We start from the raw sequence: 7,062 nt of genomic DNA on the forward strand, positions 1-7,062 counted from the left end.
GGTGGGTACTGCCCAAATTTTCTTTGACATAAGTTGCTCTTTATGGTATATACTTAAACTTTCTATTAGTCGTCGGTAGTCATAGTCTCCTCATCCTGAGAATACGGCATAGTTGGGTTGTGAACCGTGGAAAGCTGAGAGATCAAGAAACTAGAATTTACAATTATTTTTTTTTAGGAAATTGAGAATTATCCTCACTAGAAGCTTCTGGTAATAGTTGTTGACGTCCATTACGAATGATTCGCAACATATCCTGAAGATTCTGCTCAATATTTTCTAGCACGCCGTCAGCATAGTCATCAGCCCCTTGTTCAATTGCTTCTGCTTCTGCGACAGCTTGACGCTGTATTTCTTCTATTTCTTGCTGACAGGCGCGTCGTTTGCGGTCAATTTCTTCAAGAGTGTCTTGCATCATCTGCTCACATTCTTCTTGAACTTGTCGGCGCAGTTCAGCGGCTTCGCGTTGTGCTTGTCTGAGGATATCGCTTTCATCCAAGATTTGCGATCGCTTGGCTTGCGCTGCATCAACAATTTGTTGCCCATATTCTTCTGCTTCCAGAAGGATTTCCTCCTTTTGTTGGATGATTGCTGCTGCTTCCTGAAAAACTTCAGGTAAAGAAAGCCGTATTTCATCAAGCTGATCAAGCAGCTTGTCTTCATCTACTATCGTGCGTCGCGTCAGTGGAATGTTGAAACCAGCAAGAATCATCTCCTCCAAGCGGTTGAGTTCCATCTGTATGTCTACACTTGTTGTTCGCGTAGCATCTGGATTTTCGGATATTCCTGCAGGAAACTCTTGCGGGGGAGGACTGCTTCCGTTGTGATTTAGTTCGATACGGGATGGTTTTGGGCGTAGCATTGGTAAATATCTAAAGCAACGTGCGGGGGGACAAGATGATCAACAGAGCCACCAAACTTAGCAATCTCTTTCACCACACTACTACTTAAAAAACTATATTCATTTGACGTTGCGAAGAAAACAGTTTCAATATCATAAGAAAGGGTTTTATTTGTGTGAGCCATCTGAAGTTCTACTTCAAAGTCAGAAATTGCTCGTAAACCGCGCAATAGCACTTGTGCACCACGCATTTGGGCATAGTTTACGGTCAAACCGGCAAAAGCGTCTACCTCCACATTCGTGAGATGTTTTGTACTTAGACGAATTTGTTCTAGCCGTCTTTCCACTGTAAACAGGGGAGTTTTGTTCGGATTCCGCAATACGGCGACAATCACTTGAGCAAACAAACGACTGCCGCGTTGGATAATGTCAAGGTGTCCTAAAGTCACAGGATCGAAACTTCCTGGATAAATGGCAATCATAATCACAAGTGCCTCACAGTTGTTTAGGTGATTATATCTAACCAATCGTGATTTGTAACAAAGTACAAGTTCTCAGTTATAAATTCAAGATGTTAGTCTTTGTAAGCTTTAACGCATTTGCTGCCATAGTTTTATTTATCGACTTTCAAAATAAAAATTTGGATAAATACACTACCCATACTGCCTTCTCTACTCACAGCGATCTAAAATCAATAGTTTGGCTTTTGCAACAATTTTTGACTGTCGTTCCCCTAAGCCCTGTTCCCTGTTCCCTGTTCCCCGTTCCCTGTTCCCTGTTAAGAGTGTTTCTTTCATCGGTAACGAGTTACAATCACTACCCGTAAAGCGCTGTTAACAAGCACAACTTAAATCTACATTACCTTTTTTTAGTCTTCTAGGTACTTTTACATGCTGGATATTTCCACTTTGCCCTTGGCATTTGAATTTTCTTCTCCAGGACCGATTCTGGTGAAAATAGGACCATTAACAATCCGTTGGTATGGCTTTTTAATTGCTTCAGCAGTATTGATTGGCGTTTGGCTTTCCCAAAAACTGGCAAAGCACCGTAACGTTAATCCAGATTTAATTAGCGATTTGTCAATTTGGCTGGTTCTTGGGGCAATTCCAGCAGCACGGATATATTACGTTTTGTTTCAATGGTCAGAATATGTCCAGCACCCAGAACGCATTATTGCGATTTGGCAAGGAGGGATAGCAATTCACGGGGCAATTATCGGTGGTGTTACCGCAGCATTAATATTCGCCAAAAGAAACCAGATTTCTTTCTGGCAATTGGCTGACTTGGTGTCTCCTTCGCTGATTTTAGGTCAAGCAATAGGACGTTGGGGCAATTTCTTCAACTCTGAGGCATTTGGCAGTCCGACAAATGTACCTTGGAAGCTACATATTCCACCAGAAAACCGTCCCCCAGAACTGGCGAATTTTGAATATTTCCATCCCACTTTTCTTTATGAATCTGTATGGGATCTTATGGTATTCGCCTTGCTGCTGACTTTATTTTTTAGAAGTTTGTCAGGTAAACCGGCTTTGAAAACAGGTACGCTGTCTCTAGTTTATTTGGCAGCTTACAGCTTAGGACGCTTCTGGATAGAAGGTCTGCGGACAGATAGTTTAATGCTTGGACCTTTACGAATAGCACAAGTTGTGAGTTTACTGGGAATAATCTTTGGTTTAGCTGGGTTAGCTTGGCTTTACATTGCCAAACGTCCTTTACCAGATGTCATCTCCACCTCTCAAGAAGATAGACAGAGGCGGTAAAAGAATGGGGAAGAGTGGCTTCCCCATTTTTTTGTCCGGGATTGGTGGCTTAGAGGCGGTAAGTAGCTCAACCGAATTAAACGTGAAATGTCATTGCGAGTGAAACGCAGTGGAGCGAAGCAATCGCAAAGACTCTATTTTATATTTTTCAATGTTGACCTACTTATCACCGCCTCAAAGAGTTCTCTCATTCAACCTCTAGGATTTTTCCGGCAACTTGTCTATCATCTCACGCAATTCTTCTTTTGCATCTTTGGCAAACTGAACACTACCAATGCTGGCAAGAATTCCTGCTGTTGTAGTGAGGCTGGCTTCTGGTATTTTATTCAAGTAGACAAGCCCCACACCAGATAATGTCATGATCGCAGATGCTGCGGTTATGGCTAAAGCAACGTTGAAAGTAAGACGTGCTTGGCGTAGTAATTCATCAATGATTTTTTGTTTCATATTGTTGGGTTGGTTTTGAACTAACTTATTCGATTATGTAGAGGCAACAATTTAAATTCGAGAGCAGATAGGTTGAGTGTAGATTTATGATTTGCCCTATGTTTTGGGGCAGATGGGGCAAGTGAATAAAACCTAACTGCCCTACACAGGTAAATTAAAGATTAGTTATCTTAGATCTTGTACCTCACTGGTGAGTACGCCTTGAAATAAATTTTAAGGCTCATAGCCAAAGTCCGTTAAAACGGACTGAAATATATATTCAGTGAGCTTTAGCTTACTTGACCTTTGAGCCTAGAAATTCATTCCTAGGCGGACGAGAAAGCAGGTGCAATATCTGAGCTATCACATTATTAAATACCTGGATTCATCAATATCTTTTATCTATGCTGCAATCGGATAAGGTTCAATCTAGCGAAGAAGGCAAAATTAGACTCAGGAATACCTATAAAGAAGAGGGTTTGACTATAGAAACGCTTGCAGTAAAAGCACATGTTTCTGAGGACACCATTAAACGTTTATTAGGTACAAAAAACTGCCCGAATGGAATTGAAAGAAGGCAAGTTGAAAGTATTGCCAAAGTTTTAAATATTAAACCAACTGATATAGTAAACCCAAAAGATTGGTATCCGCCGCAAATACCGCCAGAATTTGAGCGATTAATCAAAGACAAAACAGAGTCATTTCGTGGTAGAAAATTTGTCTTTGATGCTATTGAAGAGTTTTTCAAAAACAACCCCAAGGGCTACTTCACTGTTGTGGGTGATGCAGGAATGGGGAAAAGTGCGATCGCCGCCAAGTACGTATTAGACAACCCAGCAGCGATTTGCTTTTTCAATATTCGCGCTGAGGGCATGAATCGCCCGGAATTGTTCCTGAAAAAAATCCGCGAACAATTGATGAGTCGTTACCAGTTGCAAGATGCAGCAGATACTGATTTATCAACTTTGCTAACCAAAGCTAGTGAAAAAATCACTGCTGGTGAACGTCTGGTAATTGTTGTTGATGCACTCGACGAAGTTGACCAAGAATCGACCGGAAATCTTTTATATTTACCTACTATTCTTCCAGAAAACGTTTACTTTCTGCTGACAAGACGACCATATAACCAAAATGAGAAAAGGTTGAATGTTTCATTCAGCGTTTCCACCAAGGAATTGGACTTAAGAGACTACGCTGAGAGAAGTAGTCAGGATGTTAAAGAATATATTTGGCTATTGCTCAATGATGCGGAATATAAACAGGGTTTGAGTCAGTGGATTCAAAAGCAAAATCATCTCTCTACTACCGAGTTTGTGGAAGAAGTAGCCACAAAAAGCGAAAATAATTTTATGTATTTGCGCTGTGTATTGCCAGCGATCGCTGATGGTTTTTACGAAAATAAACCTCTGGATGAATTACCTGTAGGTTTACAAGGATATTATGAAAACCACTGGCAACTCATGGGCATGACAACCAAGCCTTTACCTAAAAATAAAATTAAGATTATTTATGTGATGTGTGCTTTACGTAGCGCAGCTTCCCGTGAAGTGGTTGCGAAATATTCTAAGCAGAATGACTTGAGTGTGCAGGAAGTTCTTGATGGGTGGGCGCAATTTTTGCAGAAGCAGGAAAATTATCAACCACCGCGTTACAGGTTTTATCACGAAAGTTTCCGAGATTTTTTGCATCGTCAGGATATTGTGCAGGCGGCGGGGGTGAATTTACCAAATATCAGCGCCGAAGTGGCGGACAACATTACAGGAGGACTTTACGGCGATGGGTGATGTCCGAACCAGGTTAACTGAACTGTCATCGGAAGAAATAGAACTTTTCTTGGGTGATGTTCCACGTTTGTGGTTAGAAGGTCGTCAAGTTAAGAAATTCTGCCGTCTTTTGAGTGATTTTGACTTTATAGAAGCAAAAATTAATCATCCTAAATTTGGTGTTCAGGCGCTGATTGAAGATTACGATTTGATTGATGATGCGGAATTATCAACTTACCCAGAATACGATGCCCAAACTGTAAAAGCGCTGAAATTAATTCAAGGGGCATTGCGACTTTCGGCACATATTTTAATTCAAGATACAAACCAACTAGCAGGGCAATTGTCAGGGCGTTTGCTGCACTTTGATGCGCCAGAAATTCAAAAGTTGCTGCAACAAATACCGCAAAGTCAAACTACTTGCTTGCGTAGTTTGACAAGTAGCTTAACTACCCCTAATGAACCTTTAATACGTACCTTAACTGGTCATAGTGGTTCGCTGTGGTCTGTTACTGTTACTCCTGATGGAGAACAGGTAATTTCTGGATCGCAGGATGGGACTATTAAAATCTGGAATTTGAACTTAGGAAATTTAATATATACCATCTCTGCTCATGATGACTCTGTGGATACAATAGCAATAACTGCTGATGGGTTATATGTAATTTCCGGTTCACGCGATACAACTATTAAAATCTGGAATTTGAAAACAGGACAATTAGTACGTACTTTAAGAGGTCATTATGGTTCTGTTAACACAGTTATACTAACTCCTGATGGGTCAAAAATAATTTCTGCTTCTTCTGACGATACCCTCAAAATTTGGAACATAAAAACTGGAGAAGTCCTACATACTCTAATTGGTCATACTAGGTCGGTACAAGCTGTCACAATAGTCTTTTCCAAGAATAACAAGTGGGTCATTTCTGGTTCGTATGATAAAACTATTAAAGTCTGGAACCTAGAAACTGGAAAAGAAGAACTTGCTCTCAACGAGAGTCACTGGGTAGGGTGTATTACAGCGACCCCTGATGGAAAGCGAGTAATTTCTGCTTTAGAGGACGGGACTCTTACCGTCTGGAAAGTTGGGACTTGGGAGAAGGAATATATCTTAAAAGGTCATAACAATTCGGTACGCACTGTTGCTGTTACCCCTGATGGAAAGCGGATAATTTCTGGTTCAAGCTATGATGGAACTTTAAAAATTTGGAAAGTAGAAACTTGGGAAAACGAAGCTACTTTTACTGGTCATACAGCCTGGGTTCTTGCTGTTGCTGTCACTCCTAACGCAAAGCAGATAATTTCTGCATCGGGAAATAATATTTTCTCTAGTGAGTTTACCATCAAAGTCTGGAGCCTTGAAAAATGTATAGAAGCATTTTCATTGAAAGCGGAACGAAACACAATAACTGCTCATAGCGACTCAGTAGAAGTAGTTGCTTTTACCCCTGATGGTAAGTATGTAATTTCTGCTGCAAAGGACGATAATTTTAAATTATGGGAAGTAGGAACTTGGGAGAATGAAGCTAGCTTCACTGGTGAAAGTAAGTCAGCGCTTGCTTTGGGAGATTACGCTGTAATAACTGGTTACGCGGATTTAATATTTGAACAGAACGAATCTGCACTTACTTTAGTAGGAGGTTACAGTGATTACAAAGTTTTTGAACTGAAAGCTGGCGACGTTAAATGTACTCTTCATAGCATCAATAACACTTTACCTTTTCTTCTTGCAACCACCGCAGATGGGAAGCGTCAAATTTGGTCTTCTGGGGATGAAACGCTAAAAGTGTGGGATGTATCAGCAAGACAATTTATTGCTAGTTTCACTGGAGAAAGTGAAATCAGATGCTGCGCCATTGCCCCAGATGGCGTCACAATCGTAGCAGGCGAAGCATCCGGACGCTTGCATTTCCTCCGCCTGGAAGGCATAGAGGCGTAACCATGAAAACCCCACCTTCTCAAGCCCCCATCAATTCCGCCTCCTACCCAACCGAGTTTCAACAAGTCATTCTCGAAAAAAGCCAAAATTTTATCGGTCGTGAATTTATCTTTACCGCTATCACCGACTTTCTCCACCGTCACAAGCGCGGTTACTTCACCATTGTTGGTGTTCCTGGTAGCGGCAAGAGTGCTATACTTGCCAAGTACGTGACGGAAAATTACCACGTTATTTATTACAATGCCCAAATCGTGGGTAAAAATCGGGCAGAGGAATTTCTTAGGGATGTTTGTACGCAATTAATCGAATGGTTGCACAATTTCCCCAGCACCCCAC

The 7,062-nt window shown here is 41.1% G+C and carries 5 protein-coding genes and 2 pseudogenes; 4 read left to right on the top strand and 3 right to left on the bottom strand.

Features of this window, described 5'->3' with window-relative positions:
• Nucleotides 1-163: 163 nt before the first annotated feature.
• Nucleotides 164-733 carry a DivIVA domain-containing protein gene (locus DP116_RS25850; protein WP_169157879.1) on the bottom strand — a complete coding sequence of 190 codons (570 nt, stop codon included), beginning with the start codon at nucleotides 731-733 and terminating at the stop codon, nucleotides 164-166.
• Nucleotides 734-828: 95 nt separating this feature from the next.
• A pseudogene (gene coaD / locus DP116_RS25855) lies at nucleotides 829-1,320 on the bottom strand (pantetheine-phosphate adenylyltransferase); the annotation flags it as partial.
• Nucleotides 1,321-1,728: 408 nt separating this feature from the next.
• Here coaD and lgt point away from each other — a divergent pair.
• Nucleotides 1,729-2,598 (top strand): prolipoprotein diacylglyceryl transferase, encoded by an 870-nt coding sequence (gene lgt, locus DP116_RS25860; RefSeq protein WP_169157874.1) that lies wholly within the window; start codon nucleotides 1,729-1,731, stop codon nucleotides 2,596-2,598.
• Between the two features lie 198 nt (nucleotides 2,599-2,796).
• Here the strand turns inward: lgt and DP116_RS25865 are convergent, their stop codons facing one another.
• Nucleotides 2,797-3,045, bottom strand: a complete 249-nt coding sequence (locus tag DP116_RS25865; protein WP_169157875.1) for a TRADD-N-associated membrane domain-containing protein — start codon at nucleotides 3,043-3,045, stop codon at nucleotides 2,797-2,799.
• Between the two features lie 383 nt (nucleotides 3,046-3,428).
• Between DP116_RS25865 and DP116_RS25870 the strand changes: the two genes are divergently transcribed.
• From DP116_RS25870 to DP116_RS25880, 3 genes and pseudogenes are all read left to right on the top strand, one after another.
• Nucleotides 3,429-4,808 (top strand): P-loop domain-containing protein, encoded by a 1,380-nt coding sequence (locus DP116_RS25870; RefSeq protein WP_169157876.1) that lies wholly within the window; start codon nucleotides 3,429-3,431, stop codon nucleotides 4,806-4,808.
• Complete coding sequence (locus DP116_RS25875) at nucleotides 4,801-6,726, top strand: beta-propeller domain-containing protein (RefSeq protein WP_169157877.1); 1,926 nt, start codon at nucleotides 4,801-4,803, stop codon at nucleotides 6,724-6,726. The genes DP116_RS25870 and DP116_RS25875 overlap by 8 nt, the downstream gene beginning before the upstream one ends.
• 2 nt (nucleotides 6,727-6,728) lie before the next feature.
• A pseudogene (locus tag DP116_RS25880) lies at nucleotides 6,729-7,062 on the top strand (ATP-binding protein); the annotation flags it as partial.

It is taken from the genome of Brasilonema bromeliae SPC951 (genome assembly GCF_012912135.1).
GTDB lineage: Bacteria > Cyanobacteriota > Cyanobacteriia > Cyanobacteriales > Nostocaceae > Brasilonema > Brasilonema bromeliae.